Annotated in this window: 16 protein-coding genes; 7 read left to right on the top strand and 9 right to left on the bottom strand. The window is 47.4% G+C overall.

What is annotated here, in order from left to right; all coding sequences use genetic code 11:
• Nucleotides 1-9: 9 nt before the first annotated feature.
• Complete coding sequence (locus D104_RS30005; protein WP_024024348.1) at nt 10-2,883, bottom strand: FAD-binding and (Fe-S)-binding domain-containing protein; 2,874 nt, start codon at nt 2,881-2,883, stop codon at nt 10-12.
• Nucleotides 2,884-3,116: 233 nt separating this feature from the next.
• Here D104_RS30005 and D104_RS30000 point away from each other — a divergent pair, with 233 nt between their 5' ends.
• Nucleotides 3,117-3,896 (top strand): FCD domain-containing protein, encoded by a 780-nt coding sequence (locus D104_RS30000; protein ID WP_024024347.1) that lies wholly within the window; start codon nt 3,117-3,119, stop codon nt 3,894-3,896.
• Here D104_RS30000 and D104_RS29995 read toward each other — a convergent pair.
• Nucleotides 3,893-5,188, bottom strand: a complete 1,296-nt coding sequence (locus tag D104_RS29995; protein WP_036201037.1) for an MATE family efflux transporter — start codon at nt 5,186-5,188, stop codon at nt 3,893-3,895. The two genes, D104_RS30000 and D104_RS29995, sit on opposite strands and share 4 nt — an antisense overlap.
• A 406-nt stretch (nt 5,189-5,594) precedes the next feature.
• Between D104_RS29995 and D104_RS29990 the strand changes: the two genes are divergently transcribed.
• Both D104_RS29990 and D104_RS29985 read left to right on the top strand, forming a co-directional pair.
• Nucleotides 5,595-5,810: a hypothetical protein gene (locus D104_RS29990; protein ID WP_024024345.1), complete on the top strand. Its 216-nt coding sequence runs from the start codon at nt 5,595-5,597 to the stop codon at nt 5,808-5,810.
• Between the two features lies 1 nt (nt 5,811).
• Entirely contained in the window at nt 5,812-6,237 is a 426-nt protein-coding gene (locus D104_RS29985) for a group II truncated hemoglobin (protein WP_024024344.1), read from the top strand.
• A 100-nt stretch (nt 6,238-6,337) separates the two neighbouring features.
• On the opposite strand, the gene norR is transcribed toward D104_RS29985, so the two are convergent.
• A complete protein-coding gene (gene norR, locus D104_RS29980) occupies nt 6,338-7,903 on the bottom strand; it encodes a nitric oxide reductase transcriptional regulator NorR (protein WP_024024343.1) in 1,566 nt (521 codons plus the stop codon).
• 205 nt (nt 7,904-8,108) lie between these two features.
• Here norR and hmpA point away from each other — a divergent pair, with 205 nt between their 5' ends.
• A complete protein-coding gene (gene hmpA, locus D104_RS29975; RefSeq protein WP_024024342.1) occupies nt 8,109-9,299 on the top strand; it encodes an NO-inducible flavohemoprotein in 1,191 nt (396 codons plus the stop codon).
• A gap of 96 nt (nt 9,300-9,395) precedes the next feature.
• Here hmpA and D104_RS29970 read toward each other — a convergent pair whose 3' ends face one another.
• The 5 genes from D104_RS29970 to D104_RS29950 form a co-directional block, all read right to left on the bottom strand.
• On the bottom strand, nt 9,396-10,553 hold the full coding sequence (locus D104_RS29970) for a GNAT family N-acetyltransferase (protein WP_024024341.1): 1,158 nt from the start codon (nt 10,551-10,553) through the stop codon (nt 9,396-9,398).
• A 22-nt stretch (nt 10,554-10,575) separates the two neighbouring features.
• Complete coding sequence (aroE, locus tag D104_RS29965) at nt 10,576-11,385, bottom strand: shikimate dehydrogenase (RefSeq protein WP_024024340.1); 810 nt, start codon at nt 11,383-11,385, stop codon at nt 10,576-10,578.
• 46 nt (nt 11,386-11,431) lie between these two features.
• Nucleotides 11,432-12,379 carry an oxygen-dependent coproporphyrinogen oxidase gene (gene hemF, locus D104_RS29960; protein ID WP_024024339.1) on the bottom strand — a complete coding sequence of 316 codons (948 nt, stop codon included), beginning with the start codon at nt 12,377-12,379 and terminating at the stop codon, nt 11,432-11,434.
• 120 nt (nt 12,380-12,499) lie between these two features.
• Nucleotides 12,500-13,438 (bottom strand): lauroyl-Kdo(2)-lipid IV(A) myristoyltransferase, encoded by a 939-nt coding sequence (gene lpxM / locus D104_RS29955; RefSeq protein ID WP_024024338.1) that lies wholly within the window; start codon nt 13,436-13,438, stop codon nt 12,500-12,502.
• Between the two features lie 83 nt (nt 13,439-13,521).
• Nucleotides 13,522-14,085, bottom strand: a complete 564-nt coding sequence (locus tag D104_RS29950) for a TetR/AcrR family transcriptional regulator (RefSeq protein WP_024024337.1) — start codon at nt 14,083-14,085, stop codon at nt 13,522-13,524.
• 138 nt (nt 14,086-14,223) lie between these two features.
• Between D104_RS29950 and lpdA the strand changes: the two genes are divergently transcribed.
• The 3 genes from lpdA (at nt 14,224) to D104_RS29935 (ending at nt 16,460) form a co-directional block, all read left to right on the top strand.
• Complete coding sequence (gene lpdA, locus D104_RS29945) at nt 14,224-15,633, top strand: dihydrolipoyl dehydrogenase (RefSeq protein ID WP_024024336.1); 1,410 nt, start codon at nt 14,224-14,226, stop codon at nt 15,631-15,633.
• 135 nt (nt 15,634-15,768) lie between these two features.
• Nucleotides 15,769-16,068 (top strand): type II toxin-antitoxin system HigB family toxin, encoded by a 300-nt coding sequence (locus D104_RS29940; protein ID WP_024024335.1) that lies wholly within the window; start codon nt 15,769-15,771, stop codon nt 16,066-16,068.
• Between the two features lie 11 nt (nt 16,069-16,079).
• Nucleotides 16,080-16,460 carry a helix-turn-helix domain-containing protein gene (locus D104_RS29935; protein ID WP_024024334.1) on the top strand — a complete coding sequence of 127 codons (381 nt, stop codon included), beginning with the start codon at nt 16,080-16,082 and terminating at the stop codon, nt 16,458-16,460.
• A gap of 58 nt (nt 16,461-16,518) precedes the next feature.
• On the opposite strand, the gene D104_RS29930 is transcribed toward D104_RS29935, so the two are convergent.
• A complete protein-coding gene (locus D104_RS29930) occupies nt 16,519-16,851 on the bottom strand; it encodes a hypothetical protein (RefSeq protein ID WP_024024333.1) in 333 nt (110 codons plus the stop codon).
• Nucleotides 16,852-17,066: the final 215 nt, after the last annotated feature.

The following is a 17,066-nucleotide window of genomic DNA, read 5'->3' as shown; positions in this document are numbered from 1 at the left end:
AGCGGCTAACTAGGCGGGTGAAGCTTCAGACAATTGATCCACCAGATAGACGATGGATTGATACTCGATGCCGCTGTGTTCCGATAAGCCAATCTCGCAGGTGCGGCTGTTGGAGTAACCCGCTTCGCAGCCTTCTACGGCTTTAGCTAAGGTTTTTAAGGCGCTGGCGTTAAGTTCTGGAGTTGAGAAACCTTTGTCGCCAGCGAAGCCACAGCAGGTAATGTCTGGCGGAATCACCACATCATCAGCCAATTGATGTGCCAGCTGCACGAAGCTGTCGGCCAGTCCCATTCGCGTGGTGCTGCAAGTCACATGCAGCGCCATTTTTCCCAGTTTCTTTTTCACCGTTAGGTTTGGCATCACATGAGTCGATACAAAGCCAACTTGTTCGTGCAGTGCTAAACGAGGATCCAGACTTTCCTTCATTCGTAGCAAACAAGGGCTCACATCACAGACGATAGGGATTCGACCATTGTCGCTCGCGGCCAACAAAATACCATTTAGATTAATGGCTTTCTGGTGCGCCACATCAAATTGGCCTTTCGATTCAAAAGCCATGCCGCAACATTGGCTTTCGACGTCATTGGGTATAGTTACTTTGTATCCTGCTTTATTCAATACAGAAAACATCACCTCCATAACAGAGCGTTTGTCTTCCGCATTTGGCCCTGCGCCCATAACGCGAGTCGCGCAGCTGGGGAAATAAATCACTTCTTTTTGATCGTCTTGGTCGGCCGCCATATCCGCGCACTGCAAGACAGGAATCCGTGCCAAAGCCCCCGCTGGCTTTGGCATTTGCTTGTGCCATTTCGGCACGGCGCCATGGGACACTTTGTTCATTACCGAGGTGATGGCCATCATGCCTGAGTCGCCAATAATGCGACGCGTGCCGTTCGCCACAGCAAGCCCGACTTTCGCCGTTTTGGTGACACCTTCAAAATGATCCGCGATCCAGTAACCGACCTTGCTGTCTGGATGACGATCATGGCGTAGTTCGCGCGTTAAATTGCCGGTATTAATACCAACCGGACATTGAGTGGAGCACAAGCCGCAGGCAGCGCAGGTATCGATGCCTTGATAATCGTAGTCTTTTTTCAATTCTGTGAGGCGTTCTGGCTCTTCTCCTGAGGCGATCAATCGTTGTATTTCACGCCAAATCACAATGCGCTGACGCGGCGTTAAAGTCAGTGATTTTGAAGGACATGAGGATTCACAAAAACCGCATTCAATGCAGGTATCTACCTTTTCATTGGCTTTGGGTAAAGGTTTGAGGTTTTGTACATGCAAGTTCGCATTGTGCGATAAAATCACATCGGGGTTGAGTAAGCCTTGCGGGTCAAACGCGCGTTTTATTTCCCACATAATGTCGTAGGCTTCTTTGCCCCATTCCAATTCGACATACGGCGCCATGTTTCGGCCTGTGCCATGTTCCGCTTTAAGAGAACCTTGATACTTCACCGCAACCAATTGCGCGACTTCGTCCATCAAGGCCGCGTAACGCGTCACTTCATTCGGGTCATCAAAACCTTGCGTAAAGACGAAGTGTAAATTGCCTTCTAACGCGTGACCGAACAAAATTGCTTCGCTGTATCCGTGTTTTTGAAACACGCCTTGAAGCTCCAGTACGCCTTCCGCCAATTGTTCAACCGGAAACGCCACGTCTTCAATGATCACCGTGGTACCAACAGGGCGAACCGCACCAACGGCAGGAAACAAGCCTTTGCGGATTTTCCAATACGAATCGTAAATTGCTTTGTCTTGAGTGAAATCAATGTCGTTGATGGTTTTTAAACCGTCTAACGCCTGCGTTACCGCCATTAGATTGGCGGATAATGCTTCCGCGCTGGCGGCCCGAACATCCACCAATAAGCCCGCCGCTTGTGAGCCTAAAGAAGACAACAGCGCTGGCATGCCCGGCTTGCCTTCCACCGCTTTTAGGCCTGCTCGGTCAATCAACTCCACCGCTGACACGGGCGCGCTTTTCAGCGAGGTTACCGCTCGGCACGCCAATTCCATATCGTCAAAAAAGATCATCGCCGCGGCTTTAATCGGGTGATCCACCACGGTTTCGTAGGTTACTTCGCTGATAAAACCCAAGGTGCCTTCAGAGCCGATCATCAAATGCAGCAAGATATCGAATGGATCTTGAAAGTCGACGAGGCTATTTAAACTGTATCCTGTGGTGTTTTTTAAACGGTATTTGTGTCTTATTTTATTGGCCAGCTCGGTATTGGCTTTCACGCTTTGAGACAACCGACTGAGCGTGTCCAATAAGTCCGCATGATGATTGCCAAACGCCAAACAGCTGGCTTGGTCAGCGGTATCCAATACACTGCCGTCGGCAAAAATAAGTCGAGCACTTTGAATCGTGTGATAGCTGTTTTGCGCCGTGCCACAGCACATACCGCTGGCGTTGTTCGCAGCAATGCCGCCGATCATACAAGCGTTGATCGACGCGGGGTCTGGCCCGATTTTACGTTGAAAGGGCGTCAGCAGTTGATTCGCTCGCGCACCGATAATACCGGGTTGAAGTGAAATACTGTGGCCATGATTGTGAATCCGATGTCCTTTCCAGTTATCGGACAGTTGCAGCAAAATCGAATCCGTCACCGCTTGCCCAGACAAACTCGTGCCCGCCGCACGAAAGGTCACTGGCAAATTACGTTTTCTGGCTTCTTGCAGCACCAATCGCACTTCGTTTTCATTATCGACACGCACCACCAATTGCGGAACCAACCGATAAAAACTCGCGTCGGTGCCATACGCTAAGGTTCGAAGCGGATCCTGAATCAATCGCGCCGTGTCTATTTTTTCCTTTAACGCACGGTATAAATCTCGATATTGATGAGTAAGTGCGTGATCAGCGGTACGAGAAGTGTTCATAGAAAATTCCACAGTAGACAAGTCGTGTATCGGTTTATTTTTATCGTCTTTTTGTCTTCATACTAGACAAATTGGTAAGACCAATTTACCTTTGAATATACGAGCACAGTAAGAAGCTAACCATACTTTGTCAACTGGTAGTTTTGCCGACATTTCGTGAATTTTATCGACAATATCAATTGGTTTTACCAATTTTAGAGTTATACACAAAAACCGTTTTTAGGAAATTCTTAATGAAAACCAATCGATTAAGCCCCGTAAAACAACCCAAAATTTCCGATATTATCATGCGAGAACTGGAAAGCCTGATATTGGAAGGCAGTTTTACAGCAGGGCAAAAACTCCCGCCAGAACGGGAGCTTGCCGTACGGTTTGATGTTTCTCGCCCGTCATTAAGAGAAGCCATTCAAAAGCTGATCGCGCGTGGCGTGTTATTCAGTCGTCATGGCGGCGGCACGTATGTGTCGGAACAACTTGGCAGCTCGTTTGCCGATCCGCTGCAGGATTTGCTCAGTTCCCATGACGAATTTTTATACGATCAATTGGAGTTTCGCGATGCGTTAGAAAGCCTCGCCGCGTATTACGCCGCCTTGCGCAGCACCGACGCCGATAAAACCAAACTGACTCAATGTTTTAACCAACTCGTGGAAGCCAATCAAAATCACGCCTTCGCGCTGGAAGCTAAGCTCGACGTGGAATTCCATATGATCATCGCGGAAGCGGCGCATAACGTGGTGTTGTTGCATACATTACGCAGCCTACACGCCATGCTGGCAAAAAGCATTTCGAGTAATTTGAAGAATTTATTTGAGAAAAAAGCCGCGCGTCAACGTGTCATGGAACAACACGCAAACCTTTACCAAGCCATTATGGAAGGCAATGCCGAGGCCGCTCGCACAGCGGCGCATACACATTTGGTTTTCGTAGAAGATAATTTGCTAAAAATGCGCCAAGAGGAAACACGGATTCAACGCTCGTTGCGCAGAAACGAGCACCAAAATCCGCATGGTTAAAATGACTGATTTTTAAACCACACGCCTTTTTTCATATTTTGCAGATAACACCAGTAAAGCGTCGCGCCTCTGGCAAGAAACAGCGTCGCTTGGCTAAGCCACAAACCATGATTGCCTAAATCTTGGGTAATGAACCAAACAGGAAAGAAAACGCCGATCACACAGAGAATCATGGTGTTTTGCATCTGCTTTACACTGGTGGTGCCAATAAACACGCCGTCCAACATAAACGACCAAATACCCAACAGTGGGAAGAAAATGAGCCAAGGTAGGTACAGTGCCGCATCGTCTCGAACGCTTTGAACGTTTGTGAGTAAACCAATGATTTGATTGCCAAAAAGCCAAAATATCAGCATCAAAATAACGGCCGCTACCAAGGCCCAATAGGTTGAAAGCTGAATCACCTTTTTAAAATTGGCTTTGTCTTTACGACCATAATATTCGCCACACAAGGCTTCGACTGAAAAAGCAAAGCCATCCAAAGCGTTAGAAATAATCATCAAGAACGTCAGTAACACCGCGTTGGCGGCAAGAATAGAATCGCCTTGGCGCGCGCCCTGAGCGGTAAAAAACAACATAACCAAAAGCAAGAGGATCGTGCGCACAAACAAATAACGATTCACTCGCACCAAGGCCACATATTCCCGCCATTGTGCCAATGCTCGCATTGGCACATGGCCAGAAAAACCTTTCAGTTTATGCCACGCCAAAATACCCGCCACCGTCACGCCAATGTAATGCGCAACCACCGTCGCCCACGCCACGCCGTCACTGGCCATGCCCAAACCGTACACGGCAAAATAATCCAACGCCATATTGGCGATATTGATCACCAGCAACATCCATAATGGGCCTTTGGAATATTGCACGCCAAAAAACCAACCCATTAAAGCGTAACCAGCCAACACCGCTGGCGCACTGAAAATTCGAGCTTCGCAATAGATTCGAGCCCAAGGTTCTACATCGGCACTGGGCGACATCAAATGGATCGCCAGATCAATCAGGGGCGCTCGAAATAGAATCAACATCAAACCGATAAAAACGCCCATTAAAATCGACTGTAATAAGAGCTCTCGCACGCGCCGCTCATCGCCTTGACCAAGCGCTTGAGCGGTCAATCCAGTCGATCCCATGCGCAAAAAACCAAACGCCCAGAATAGGAAGCTAAAAACACTCGCGCCAATCGCCACAGCACCAAGATGCGTCGCCGTTCCTAAGTGGCCAACCACGGCCGTGTCGACCAATCCCAAAAGAGGTGTTGTGATGTTTGAAACCATCGGCGGCCACGCCATGCGCCAAATTTTACGATTCAATAAAGCGTTTGCACGAAACGAGCAAACAATGGAATTCTGGGATAACTTTGACACTCGGGTCTCACTTGTGGGTATGTCGTATTCTGTGGATAAAAATCAACCAAAACAAGCGGCATGTCTCACCTTGATCTGTGGAAAATAATAGCAGTTATTCACATCTGAGGGCATTTCTTCAGCTAACTGTGCATTTATTAGCCACAAGGAGACCGAGGGTGACGTTTGTTTACACATTTACAAGGGTTGTCCACATATTGAAAAACGATAAATTTTAAAACATAAAGGCTTCCTAATATTGGATAAGTAGTGCTTTTTTCCACAATCTGGCTCGCATCGTCGTATAATTTTGCTAAACTCGCGTTTATTTTTTATCTTTCGGAGAAATCTTATGCCCAAGCAACTCAGACCTTTTATTGAAGGTTTAGCCGTCGGCTGTGTTTTCATCAGTATTACGATGTTATTTGAAATTCCGCTTTACATGAGTTTCATTATTGGCGCTTTGGCCGCGATTGGCGGTTACCGTAACTCCATCAAAATGGACAAAGAAAAAGTCGCTAAAAAAGAACAGAATCAACCGCAAAGCACCAAAAAAGACATCGAATAAGATGACAAATTCTAATCTGCCAGTGTATGGCGAAAGCGATGGAACCTTGCAAGCGGTTGGTGGTCTTTCCGGCTTGCAAACACTGGTCGAAACATTCTACCGAATCATGGAAAGCACGCCAGAATTTCGACCATTATTCGACATGCACCCAAACAATATCGAGTTAACCATCGACAAGCTGGTGTCTTTTTTATCGGGCTGGATGGGCGGTGAAAAGCTGTTTTCCAAAAAATATGGCCCCATCAGTTTACCTCAAGCGCACGCGCATTTAGTTGTGACCGAAAAAGAGAAAGCCATGTGGCTAAACTGCATGGCGGCCGCGCTGGACGAATTGAACTACCCAGAAGAATTGAAAGCCTATTTGTTGCCTCAACTTGAGTTCCCCGCGGAACGCATTCGTCAGGTAAGTGCAGCGAGGCATAATTAAGCCTTGCCCCCCTAACCCTTGTATCTCCCCTTGAAGATAAGGGGAAGGAACTAAAAATCTTAGCTTCTCGCCCTGCTAAGAGGGAGGCTGGGAGGGGGTTCTAAGCGCGAATTTCTTTAGCGACGACAATCCCTAAACGTTTTGCCAAACGCGCTAAGTTAGCACGATCCATAGACAGCTGCTGAGCGGCTTTCGTCCAATTTCCTTCATTGGTTTCTAGCGCTTTACGGATAATGTCACGTTGGTAAGCTTCTGTTTCTAAACGCAAATCGATTGTTTCTTGTTTGTCTAAGCGGGGTTGCAATACGTCTGCATTCTGTATCTTTTCTTTAATCTCATTGTCAATTTGTAACCCTGTTAAGTGCGTTGGTGAAATCACCGTGATGCCCGTTGGGTGGTCCGCTTTTGAGAAAAGGGCAGCGCGAGAAATAACGTGTTCAAGTTCTCGGACATTCCCAGGCCAACGATAGGCTTCTAGCATCTGAATGGCCGATGGCGACAAGGTAAGCTGCTGCAAGCCCAGTTTTCGACGAAATCGTTCGGCGAAAAACCCTGCCAATAATGGAATATCACCTTGTCGATCACGCAATGCCGGCACTTGGATTGGGAAGACGCTGAGTCGGTGAAATAAATCGGCACGGAATCGATTCTCCGCGACTTCGGTCGCCAAGTGGCGATTGGTCGCGGCGATGATTCGCACGTCGACTTTGCGGACTTGGTCTTTGCCAACCGCTTGAATTTCTTGGTTTTGAATAGCGCGAAGCAAAGTGCCTTGTACTTCTAAGGGCAATTCCCCAATTTCATCCAATAATAATGTGCCGCCATCGGCCAACAGAAACTTGCCATCTCGGTCTCGATCTGCGCCAGTAAACGCGCCTTTCACATGACCAAACAACTCGCTTTCAATGAGATGAAGCGGAATCGCGGCGCAATTGACGTAAACCATTGGTGCGTCAGAACGAGACGAATGTTCGTGCAAGGCGCGCGCAACCAGCTCTTTTCCAACGCCGGTTTCGCCTTCAATCAATATCGCAAAATCCGACGGTGCGACAAGCTGAATCGACTGTTTTAGGTCTTGAATCGCCTTGCTTTGACCAATCATTTCAGCACTTTTCTCGCTCATGACTTTCAAAACATGTTGGGCATGTTGCGACTTGTTTTCCAATTGTTCCATCAACATGGCGGTGTTTAGCGTCATCGCGGCCATGGTGCCAATGATTTCTAAGGCGCGTGCATCAATGTCATCAAACACGCCGGGGGAAATACTGTCCAACGTGACCGCGCCTATCAGTTTTCCTTCCAAATAAAACGGCACACCCATGCAGGAATGCACCGTCAAATGTTCATCGTGTCCCAACACCATGCCGTCATAAGGATCAGGGAGTGGGGAATCGGCGGCAAAGCGAACCGGATAATGACCGCCACAAATGGCGTTTAGCCTTGGGTGTTCTGCAATGGTAAAGCGTCTTCCCATCAGGTCTTCAGACAACCCCCGCTGGGCAATAGGCGTTAACACGCCGTGGTTATGCACCAGTAGAACAACCGCATCACAATTAATGGTGGCCCGCACGGCGAAGACCAATTGCTCAAAGCGATTCGGCTGCGTCACCGCGCTGGCAAGGTCTAAGGCAAAGCTGAGTAGGGCGTTGTTGGAAACCTGATTCATAGTCATCGACTCGTAGGATGCATTTCGAACTGTGTCACTTTGACTCGAATATATCATATAGACTTTTATATTTATGAGTCTTATTGACTCTTATTAGAAGATTAAAACCATAACATTATGATTTTATTGATATTTATTTTTTGGCACGACCTTCGCAATAGTACAGATAACACACCTTTCTTCATTGATTTAAAAGGAAACAATCATGTTATCGCAACAACATATAGACACAGTGAAAGCCACTATTCCGCTGCTTGCTTCAGCCGGAACCGCCATTACCGAGCATTTCTACCAACGTATGTTTTCGCACAATCCTGAGCTGAAAAACGTGTTCAACATGACGCACCAAAAAACAGGTGGTCAGCCAGCCGCGTTGTTCAATGCCATTGCGGCTTACGCGACGCACATCGACAATTTAGACGTCCTCACCGGTGCCGTAATGCGCATTGCTCATAAACACACCAGCTTTAATATTCAGCCAGATCAATACGATATCGTTGGTCATCACTTGATCGAAACCTTGCGCGAGCTGGCACCAGACGCTTTCACTAAAGACGTTGAAGAAGCGTGGGTAGCGGCTTACGGGCAACTGGCTGACATTTTTATCAAAATAGAAAGCGACCTTTACAAAGAGCGCGCGGCGCAAGCCGGCGGCTGGGAAGATTTCCGTCGTTTCCGCGTGGCGTCCAAAACACCGGAGTCCGATCTTGTGACCAGTTTCGTTTTTGAACCAACCGACGGCGGCGCGGTGATCGACTATCTTCCAGGCCAATACTTGGGCGTTAAATTACATCCAAAAGGCAATGAATACGATGAGATACGTCAATACTCTCTATCAACAGCACCAAATAATCAGACTTATCGAATCAGCGTAAAACGTGAAGGCAGCGATGACATGGCAGGCGTTATGTCCAATTACCTGCATGATCATCTAAACGTTGGAGACGAGATTGAAGCCATGCCACCGGCTGGCGACTTCTTCTTCAAGGACAAACAAACACAGGTGGTGTTGATTTCTGGTGGCGTTGGCTTAACGCCCATGCAAGCCATGCTGAATACACTTGCTAAACAAGGCTACACGCAGCCAGTACATTACTTACACGCTTGTGCGAATCAAGGTCAGCATTCTTTCAAAGAGCACGTAAACGGCCTTAAAGGCACCTTGAACCTGTCTGTTCATACTTGGTACGAGCAAGCGGACAACGCAGAAGACGGCGTGATTGAAGGCAATATGGCATTGGATCCGATCAAAGACAGCTTACCGCTCACCAATGGCGAGTTTTACTTATGCGGCCCAGTCGGCTTCATGATGTTTGTTAAGCAGCAGCTGTTAACGCTTGGCGTGGGAGCAGACCGTATTCATTACGAATTATTCGGTCCGCATAAAGACGTGTGATGTTTAACCCCTCCCTAACCCTCCCCTTGAAGATAAGGGGAGGGTACAAAATCTCTACACTCCTCTCTCTGCTAAGGGAGAGGTAGGGAGGGGGGGTTACCTCTCTTTAAACGGCAACAACGCGTGGGTATCTTGATGATACTCGCGCACAGATTCCGCTTCTTCTTCACAGAAATTCCCAATCGCATCACGGAAGCCTTCGTGGGCAATGTAATGAATGCTATGGCTAAAAACGGGCTCAAAACCTCGGGCGATTTTGTGTTCCCCTTGCGTACCAGGATCAAAGTGCTGTAACCCTTTTTCAAGACAGAATTCGATGCCTTGGTAATAACACGCTTCAAAATGCAGGCAATCAACTTCTTCCATACAGCCCCAATAACGACCATATAAAGAGTGATCGTCGAAGAAACACCACGACGCCGCGATCGTTTCCTCGCCTCGGTACGCTTGTACTAAGAGGATTTGCTCACCCATGGTCTCGGCCAGTTGCCCAAAGAATTCACGCGTTAAATACCCTTGCTGTCCGCGTTTGGCGTACGTGGATTGGTAACATAAATAAAAGAAATCAATCTCAGCTGCCGTCAGCTCATTACCAACTGTTCGAGTGAGATGAATACCTTGCTTAGTGACTTTGTCTCGCTCTTTGCGTGCGGCTTTGCGTTTGCGGCTGGAGAAATGAGAAAAGTAGTGTTCCATGTCGTGATAGTCACGATTAAACCAATGAAATTGACAAGATATACGATGCAGTAGGTCTTTGTTTGGTGCGAATAAAGCCGCGTGTTCTGGCTTGGTAAACAGCAAATGCCAGCTCGAAAATTGTCGTTCTTGATTCGCTTGTGTCATCAATTCCGCAAGCGCGGGATAAAGATGCGAAAACGGAACATCGTCGCCTTTTGGGTCAAGGTGAGAAAATATCCGCAACCCCGTCACCGGAGAAAAAGGTATCGCCCAAATGCGTTTCGGGTAATACCGCATGCCGTGGCGCTGATACGCATCCGCCCACGACCAATCAAAAACAAATTCGCCCTGAGAATGTGTTTTCAAATAGGTTGGGGCAATCGCCAGCGGGCTGTCGTCATCATCGATCACGAGCAGATATTCAGGATACCAACCCGTTCCGTCGCCAATGCTTTTGCTTTGTTCTAAGGCGTTATGAAAGGCAAATTGCGCAAAAGGGTAATGCGTTTCTCCAATGGCCGCTTGCCACTTGGCTTCGCCGATTTGGTCAACTGAATTAAACCATTGCGCTTTCATACAGTGCCCTTTCGTTCGCGGATCAACAGTCTTCCATTTGTTTGCGCATCAGCGCAACCAAGCTGGCGGTCTCTGGGCGAACGTTACGCCACAAATAAAAGGCTTCGGCGGCTTGCCCAACCAACATACCCAGACCGTCAGCACCGTTGGCGCCACGCTGATGCGCCCACGCGAGAAACACCGTGCGGTCCGCGCCGTACATCATGTCGTAACACCAAGTTTGCTCGCCGACTAATTCGTCTTTTAACGGCGGTAAACGGCCAGACAAACTCGCCGATGTGCCATTGATGATGATGTCGAATGCGCCTTCTAAATCTTCAAAGGTCGACGCCAAACACTCAAAATGCCGCGCCAACACGTGTGCTTTTTCAACCGTTCGATTGGCTATGGTGACAGATTTTGGTTGCTCGGACAAAATAGGTTCAAGCACACCTCGCACCGCGCCACCGGCGCCCAAAACCAAGACGCGCTTGCCTTTTAATGTCTGTCCGTGATTGTCGATCATGTCGCGAACCATGCCGATTCCGTCAGTATTATCGCCGAATAGGTCGCCATTTTCGCTCATCACGATTGTGTTCACCGCACCAGCTTGTTCCGCGCGTTTACTTAATACGTCACACATAGCATAAGCACGCTCTTTAAAAGGCAAGGTAACATTAAGGCCTTTTCCGTCGCTCGCCAAAAAGGCTCTTATTTGGTTTTCAAATTCAATATCGTCGCCCAGTAGGGTCGAATACGTCAACGTTTGCTGGGTTTGCTCCGCAAAATACGTATGAATGCTTGGCGATTTGCTGTGAGCAATCGGATTACCTACCACGGCGTATTGATCCAAAATATGTCCTCTTGTTTATTCTAAGCGCGATGTCGTTGTATTTTCTTTATTTCGTTGCCACGAGCCAATCTTTTGACGTGAGGTAATATTCTGTCAATTTGGCTTCTTCGCTCTCCGCTGTGACTTGGTATTCGTATGTCCAGCGAACTTCCGGCGGCAATGACATCAAAATGGATTCCGTACGACCCAAACCACTTTGCAAACCAAAATGCGTGCCTCGGTCAAACACCAAGTTAAACTCGACATAACGACCGCGACGATGCAGTTGGAAGTCTCGCTGTTGCTCGGTGAATGGTAAGTCTTTACGGCGCTCTAAGATCGGCAAATACGCATCGGTATAGGCGTTGCCCACGGCTTTCATCATGCCGAAGCACTGTTCGAAACTGGCTTCGTTAAAATCATCGAAGAACAAACCGCCAATACCACGAGGTTCGCCACGGTGTTTTAAATAGAAATAGTCGTCGCACCAGGTTTTAAAGCGCGAATAATAACCTTCACCAAAAGGTTCAACGGCATCGTGTGCGGTTTGGTGCCAATGGATACAGTCTTCGTCAAAGCCATAATAAGGCGTCAGATCAAAACCACCACCAAACCACCAAACGGGCGCCATTCCGTCCTTATAGACGATAAACAAGCGCACATTCGCATGCGACGTCGGCGCCATCGGGTTGTTAGGGTGAATCACCAAAGACACGCCCATGGCTTCGAATCGTCCACCCGCCAACTCAGGACGCTCTGCGGTCGCAGAAGGCGGAAGATTGTCGCCCATGACGTGCGAAAAGTTCACGCCGCCTTTCTCAATCACATCGCCGCCCGCAATAACACGCGTTCGACCACCGCCGCCGTTGGGTCTGTCCCACGCGTCTTCTTTAAAACGAATAGACGGTTCGACGGTTTCTAACATCGAACAGATGTGGTCTTGGAGAGACAAAAGATAGTCTTTAACGGCTTGGACATCGAGATTCGTCACCGTTGCAGGAGAAGTTACTGACATAAAAGGCTCCATCGCGTCGCATCTTGCGTCTAAAAAGCAAGAAACGACCTAAAATTTTAAGCCGTAGTTTACCATTGAAATGGCCACTTTCGCGAAGGAACTATGAAGAGAAGATTAACGCTAATAAAGACGAGAGCCGTCGGGGCGTGTGCGCAACAAATTAAGCACCCACATATACTGTTCAGGGTGTTCCCCAATCATGGCTTCCAACGCCTGATTCATGATCAAAGCGTCAGACTCTTCACTATCACTTGGGAAGTTTTCCAACGGAGGCGAAATGAACAGTTCATATTTCCCCGTTTCTGTATTGTACGCTGGCAGCATAGGCACTACCGTCGCGTCCGTGACTTTAGCAAGCTTACCCAAGCCTTTCATGGTGGCTTTATTAGACGCAAAGAACGGCGTGAAAACCGAGTGGCGTGCGCCCAAATCTTCATCTGGCAAATAGTAGCCTAAATGGCCTTCTTTGATGGCTCTCATAAAGGGTTTAATGCCGCTGGTTCGGCAATACACGCGCGCGCCGTAGCGAATGCGTTGACGATGAATCAACCAATTTAAAATCGGATTTTTCTGCGTACGAATCATCGCCACCGTTTTGTAGCCTTTGGCCGTTAACATAATGCCCGCGTAATCAATCGCCCAACAATGAGGAACCAGCGCAATCACTTTTTTCCCGCTGTCTAATAAAGGGAACAAATGCTCTTCGCCCGACACCACACAACGGTCTTCACAGTGTTTCTTGCTGCGAATGATCAACTCACCATAAGCGATAAAAAATTGCGCAGCGGTTTCAAAACTTCTTTTTAGCAAATGCTCGCGTTCTTCTAACGGTTTTTCAGGAAAGCACTGCTCAAGATTGATACGTGCGCGCTTTAACGCCCCGCTTTTTGTGTGCAACAGTGAACAGGCAATTTTGCTGGCCAATTTGTCGCGCCAGCATACTGGTAAAAAAGCAATGAGCAACGCGCAGAAAACGCCAAGCCAAGTAAGCCAAAAGCGAGGATGAAGAAACCGCCACTGAAAAGTAGGATGATATAAGTGCTTATCGGCTGAACTCATTGAGCAAATTTTTCGCATAAACTGTGGAAGTTTGATGATACATCAATCATGGTGTCGCTTGAATTGATAAATCACCCCGCCTTTTAAGAATAGCGGCTTTTCCAGTTGGACAAGGCTCGATCAAAAAAGTCCGGTTGATTGGTGCCTTGTACCAAAACCGATGCGCCATGTAGGCTTGCCAGTAATTGGCTGGCGAGCACCAACGCCTGATCTTCAGTAACTTGTTCCAATCGCATAAAGACCTGCGTTAGCCATGCAAGCTTCACATTATAAAACGCCGCCAATTCCGCGCTCACTTCCTCTGGCAGAATGTGTTTATCGGCGGTCAACATGGTACACAAGCTCATATTGCGCTGATCGACGACTTTGGCTTTGAAGCCATCGATGAATCCATTCAGCAACAACGACGCATTTATTTTTTCATTATTTGGGTTCGGTAGTTGTTCAGAAAACAACAAGGTGTAACGCGCCAAAATTGCAGAAGCAAGATTTGCCTTAGTCGGAAAATGATAGTGAACACTTGCACTCTTTATTCCAATCTCTTCCGCAATGGCACGAAAGCTAAACGCATTGTAGCCACCTTGGATAATGAAGCGCTCGGCAACATCTTGAATTTGGCGTTTGGTGTCATTTTTTCCAGCTATCATTAAGAACGTCTCTTTTCGATTTATCTATCTAGTGATAGGTATTTTATTGACCTAGCGTAAATCTACCAGTTATATTTCACCTATCTAGTGATAGGTAATTGTTTTTACCTTTTCCAAACACCCAATTAGGAGTGAAGAATGACATACGATCTTGTGGTTTTAGGCAGTGGCCCTGGCGGCTATGCGTCGGCGTTTCGAGCGGCTGATTTAGGATTAAACGTCGCCATGATAGAGCGCCACAATACGCTTGGCGGCGTTTGTCTCAATGTGGGTTGCATTCCATCGAAAGCCCTGTTGCACGTGGCTGGAAAAATACTCATGGCCGACGAGCCGTCTCATGGTGTGCAATTCACCAAACCCACCATCGACCTTGACGCCATTCGACACCACCGACAATCCACCGTAGACACTTTAACGGGCGGCCTCACCATGATGGCCAAAGGCAGAAAAGTCACCGTGCTTCATGGCGAAGGCAAGTTTGACTCCGCCCGCTCTATTGTTGTCACAAAAGACGGTAAAGAAGAGAAATTAGACTTTAAGAACGCGATCATCGCTGTGGGTTCTCGCGCCATTCGATTGCCTTTCGTACCGTACGACGACCCACGTATTTTAGACGCCACCAGCGCGCTGCAGCTCGAACGCATTCCAGAGCATCTATTGGTGCTTGGCGGCGGCATTATTGGTTTGGAAATGGCGACGGTGTATCAATCATTAGGCGCGAAAATTACCGTCGCTGAGCTTGGCGACCAAATCATGACGGGGGCAGACAAAGACCTAGTTCGCGTATTCGAACAGGCCAATCAAGACCGCATGACGTTTTTGACCCAAACACAAGTCACCAACATTGAAGCCACACCAAAAGCGCTAAATGTCACCTTGAAAGACAAAGAGGGCGAGCGCCAACTCGCCGTGGATGCGGTATTAGTGGCGGTAGGCAGATCACCCAACGGTAAAACCGCGGGCATTGCAGACATCGGCGTAAAATTGGACGAACGCGGCTTTGTATTGACTGACGATCAGTGCAGAACATCTGTACCCAATATATACGCCATTGGCGACGTGACTCATGGCCCAATGCTCGCACACAAAGCGTCTCATCAAGGCCACACCGCTGCCGAAGTCGTCGCGGGTCACAAGGTAGATTTCCAACCGCTCGCCATTCCTTCCATTGCGTATACTTTTCCAGAAGTGGCTTGGGTTGGCTTAACCGAAACCGAAGCGAAAAAACAAAACATTGCCGTCAAAACCGCCGTTTTTCCGTGGACTGCCAGCGGCCGAGCCATTGCTTCCGGCGTGACGCAAGGCAAAACCAAACTCATCTATGACGAAGCCACCGAACGCGTCTTAGGCGCTGGCGTTGTTGGTTCTCACGCTGGAGAGCTACTCGGGGAACTGACCTTAGCCATCGAATTCGGCGCAACATTGGAAGACATCGCTTTAACCATCCACGCCCACCCAAGCCTCCACGAAACCGTTGGTTTAGCAGCGGAGCTTGGCGCAGGGACCATTACCGACCTGCCGAATAAGAAAGCGAAGAAAACCAAATAACGTTTTTAGACACCCTTCATGTATCACTTAATAAAAAGCCGGCTAACCAGTCGGCTTTTCTCGTTTGGAAAAAAAGTTGCAATGTTACATTCCGTTTCCCATAATGGGAAAAGACTTACATGGAAGAGTAGTCACATGAGAATATTCACCAAAAGAACACTAAGAGAATTTTGGGAACAGAAGGAGTTTCAGGATTCGGAGCAACCTCTAAAAGCATGGCATGATGAGACAAAGCATGCTGTTTGGAAGACGCCACATGACATAAAAGAACAATATCGTCATGCGAGTGTCATAAAAAATAACAAGGTAATCTTTAATATTCACGGCAATAAATACCGCCTAGTCGTTGAAATAGATTACGGATGCTCTCACTGCTACGTACTGTTCGTAGGCACTCACAAGCAATATGACAAAGTGGATATTGATTCACTTTAAGAGGTAAAAAAATGAACATTAATCCTATTAAAAACGATGATGATCTAGACGCCGCTGTCTTGCGCATGCGTAGCCTACGTGACGCTAAACCGAATACGCCGGATGGTGATGAAATGGAAATTTTAGCTGCACTTGCTGAAGCCTACGAAGAAAAGCATCACGCTATCGATCCACCCGATCCGATAGAAGCCATCAAATTTCGCATGGAACAAATGAATTTAAAGGATACAGATCTAATCGAATATCTAGGTCAACGTAGTCGGGTCAGCGAAGTGTTAAACAAGAAAAGACGCTTAAGTCTAACCATGATCCGCAGCTTGAATAAAGGCCTGCACATCCCTTTAGAATGTTTAATTAAAGACTACCGCTTAGACAATGAAAAAGCCGTTTGATCAAAACGGCTTTTATTCTTACCCGCCATGGAATACAAAACCTAGTCCGAAATACATATCAACTCACGTACACAATATGCTGCTCAGCGTCGTAACTAAAACTAAGAGAGACCTGAATTTGCCTTTCATCGAGATGCAGCTTAGAAACTAGGCTGGCGCTGCCTTTTTCGGCTTTCCTCGCGAGATCTCTCAACTGCCTTTCTAGCATTTTCCAAGCGATTGCGTCTCTTGATTCACCGAAACCATTATCCGCTCTAGAAGTCGTCCGTAGCCAACAAAAATAGGCCAAGGAATTGGCTTTGATATCCACACTATCACCAACGTCTGTTTCCATATAACCAAGCCCGTGAGCGGCTAATTCGTTCAACAAATACGCTTTCCACTGCCGCATAAACTGCTCTAAATAGGACAAACACATCTTTTCCAACTTAATTAAACATTTTGATCAGACATATAGAACACATTCCACCAAGAGCCAGCAAGTAGATCTGTAATAACACTTTGTAGAAATTACACCTTAATAGAAAAATTATTGACTACTTTTTGCACTGGGTATATTTTGGATACAAAATACATTTTTATAAATAGACACTAACTCCCTTCAAT

The sequence above is a fragment of the Marinomonas profundimaris genome (assembly GCF_000508165.1).
Classification (GTDB): Bacteria; Pseudomonadota; Gammaproteobacteria; order Pseudomonadales; family Marinomonadaceae; genus Marinomonas; species Marinomonas profundimaris.
Note: the sequence above shows the minus strand (reverse complement) of the source record. Positions and strands in the feature narration are given on the sequence as shown.